The organism is Micromonospora sp. NPDC049274 (assembly GCF_040678875.1).
GTDB lineage: Bacteria > Actinomycetota > Actinomycetes > Mycobacteriales > Micromonosporaceae > Micromonospora.
In genome coordinates this window covers 1-3,510 of sequence record NZ_JBFAQS010000040.1, presented here as the reverse complement: position 1 = coordinate 3,510, position 3,510 = coordinate 1, and the positions used below count along the sequence as shown (strand labels likewise).

Below are 3,510 nucleotides of genomic sequence, written 5' to 3'. Positions count from 1 at the left end.
GGTCGCCGCCAACGACGCCAGTGACCCGAAAAGCTGGAAAGAGTTCCTCGAAACCAGCCCCACGCTGGAGATCCGCTACAACCACAAGCCCAACACCCCGACCGGAATGACCACCTCACCGAAGACCGCCTGCGCGGGTGGCAGCATCGTCGGCGACGCCTCCGTCTCCCTCTACGCCCCGGTCTCCGACCGCAACGGCGGCACCCTCGGCGTCTCCTTCAAGCTCTGGAAGACCAGCGACGCCGGGCAGACCGCCCTGGCATCGTCCAACCCGAGCCTGCTCACCTACTCATCCGGCAGCACCGGCGTGCTGATCGTGCCGTTGACCACCCTGCGCAGCGCAGCTGCCGGCGCCATCACCGGCTTCTCGTGGAAGGTGCAGGCCACCGACTTCCGAACGCCCAGCGACTGGTCGGCCACCTGCACCTTCACCTTCGACCCCACCCGTCCAGGTCACCCGTCAGTAAGCGACGCACCCACGGGGGCCACCATCGGCCAGCCGGCCACCTTCACCATCACCAAATCCGAAGGCAGCAACGGCACCACACCAAGCGGATACGTCTCCCAACTCAACGGCGGCCCACCGGTCGACATCCCCGCCGACGCCACCGGCACCGCCACCTTCACGGTGTCACCAACACGCTTCACCAACACGCTCACCGTCACCAGCGTCTCCGCCGGCGGCAACTTCGGCGACAGCGCCACCAAAGTCTTCAACGCCGCTCCCGCCGCCACCGCACTCGACGGCGACATGACCGGCGACGACGTCGCCGACCTGCTCACCGTCGGCAAGGCAAACACCCTGCCCTCCGGCCTCTGGCTCGCCACCGGCAGAAACGGAACCGGCGTAGACCCCATCACAGCGAACATCGGAGCCCGCGGCAACGGAACCACCGGCAACGAAGACCCGTCCGCCTTCGACGGCGGCCAAGCGATCTCCGGCCACTTCTTCGGAGCCGGCCTGCAGGACGTCCTCGTCTACTACACCTCAGGCGTCAACGCCGGCAACGGCATCGTCCTACGCGGCAGCGGCGACGGCTCCGTCATCCAGCCCTACAACAACCAAGCAAGCATCTCCGGCGAACTACTACTCGACGCCAACGGCAACGCCCCACTACAACTAGCCAACGCCGGCGACTCCCGAACCACCGGATCCACCTTCCCCGACCTGATCGGCACCAGCGGCGACACCACCAACGGCTACTCCCTCAACTACTACCCCACGAACCCCGGAGCCGGCCTCTACTACTACGGCGGCAGCACCACCGCGCTGACCCCGACCGGCGGCATGGACTGGAACAACTGGACCATCACCACCACCCAACTCACCAACGGCACCGCCATGTTCCTCTGGAACCACAGCACCGGCGCCCTACACCTCTGGACAAACCTCGCCTACAACCAGGACACCCAACAACTCACCTACACGCCCTACACCCTCTCGACCAACTGGAACCGCGGCGCGACCCTCAACCTCCGCGCCGCCGACATCAACACCGACGGCACCCCCGACCTCTGGACCATCGGCACCGACGGGATCGCCACGACCTGGCTGGTCACCGCAATGTCCGCAAACACCGGCACCATCACCACACAACCAGCCCAGACCCTCATCACCGCCAACCACGCCTGGCAACTCAACGATGCGGAGACCGGCGCGGTGGGCACCGCCCTCGACACCGTCGGCACCCTCCACGCCACCGGCAACACCGGTGTCAGCTGGAGCACCGGGGACATGTTCGACCCGGACGCCGTCTTCAATGGCGCCAGCGGCACCCTGACCACCCCGACGTCGGCGGTGAACACCAGCACCGACTTCACCGTCTCCGCCTGGATCAAGCCCGCCGTCCTCGGCGGCACCGTCGTCTCCCAGAACGGGACCAACACCGCCGGCTTCAAGCTCTACACCGAGGCCGGCGACAAGTCCTGGCGCTTTGCCATGCCGCGTACCGACACCGGCACACCGACGTACGACACGGCGAGCGCCGGTGCCAACACCGCGCGGGCGGGCGTGTGGACGCAGGTCACGGTCAACTTCCAGAAGTCCTTGAACCTGATGACCATCTACGTCAACGGGGCGAACGTCGGGCGGGTCAGCCACAACACCGTCTTCAACGCCACCGGCGGGCTGCGGATCGGTAGCCACAAGACTGCCGCCACCACCTACGGCGGCTGGTTCAATGGCGAACTGGCTTTCGTCCAGACCTGGAACGAGGCCTGGAGCGTCGCGCCCGCGCCGAAGGCGCGCTATGCCAACATCGTCGCCACCAAGACGGACGGAACGCTCTGGTACTACCAGAACACCGGCGTCATCTCCCAGCCGTACGGCTACGGCAGCCTGATCGGCAGCGACTGGAACGGCTTCGACCGGGTGATGACCGGTGACATCAGCGGCGATACCTACCCCGACATCGTCGCCACCAAGCCGGACGGCACGCTCTGGTACTACGGCAACAACGGCAGCCTCAACCCGGGCCAGCCCTACGGTTACGGCCGGGTCGTCGGCGAGGGCTGGGACGATCTGCCGAAAACCATGGTCGGCGACATCAACGGCGACGGCTACGGCGACATCATCAGCCTGCGGAACGACGGCAACCTGATCTGGCACCACAACCGGTGGGCGACCGACTCGACCAACCCGTTCTACGGTAGCGGTCTCACGATCGGCACCAGTTGGACCGTGTTCAACCGGATCATGGCCGGCGACATCAACGGCGACGGGTACGCCGACATGATCGCCACCAAGTCGGACGGGACGCTCTGGTACTACCCGAACAACTACGTCAACAGCCCGAACTGGCCTTTCACCACACCGGTCCAGATCGGCGCGGGTTTCGGCACGTTCAACCGGATCCTGCCGGGCGACGTGAGCGGTGACGGCTACGTCGATCTGGTGGCCACCAAGTCCGACGGAACCCTCTGGTACTACGGCAACGACATCAATACCAACAGCAACGGCAAGCCGTACGTGCACGGACGCCTGATCGGCACCGGCTGGACCGCGTACAACCGGATCTTCTGATCCGTACAGGTGGAGGGGCCGTTCGTGGCGCAAGCCGTGACCGGCCCCTCCCGCGTGGATCGCCGATGACGACGTCGCCGTCTCGTTCGTCCGGATCGCCCCGGGCGGCTCGACCCTGACGTGCGTGGCGGGCCACGCAGAGTTATCAATCACGCACCCTCTGGTGCGAACACTGTTTCGTGCACAAGACCGCGACAGGTCACGGAATCACAACGAAGATCAGCCGCCGATGCCATCAAAACCATCTCAGTAAGTTCTAAAAGGACATCATTCTGTGAGCCGAGACGTTCCCGGCAGGCCGGCGTGACTGCTTCAATGTGGCCGCCGATCCGACGTGTCAGAGCGATCGCGTCTGAGCGTTCGCGGCACATCACTCACGGGGAGTTTCTGCTTATGATCACCAGACGGCTGCGCCTACGCGCTGTCGCATCGGGTGCGGTGGCCGCTGTGGCCATCGCCACGGCCGCGGTGCCGCTCGCCGCACCGGC

The 3,510-nt window shown here is 65.8% G+C and carries 1 protein-coding gene; it reads left to right on the top strand.

The features are described from left to right. A partial coding sequence (locus tag AB0K10_RS33125; protein ID WP_363690167.1) for an FG-GAP-like repeat-containing protein occupies positions 1-3,022 on the top strand: 3,022 nt, incomplete at its 5' end. Positions 3,023-3,510: the final 488 nt, after the last annotated feature.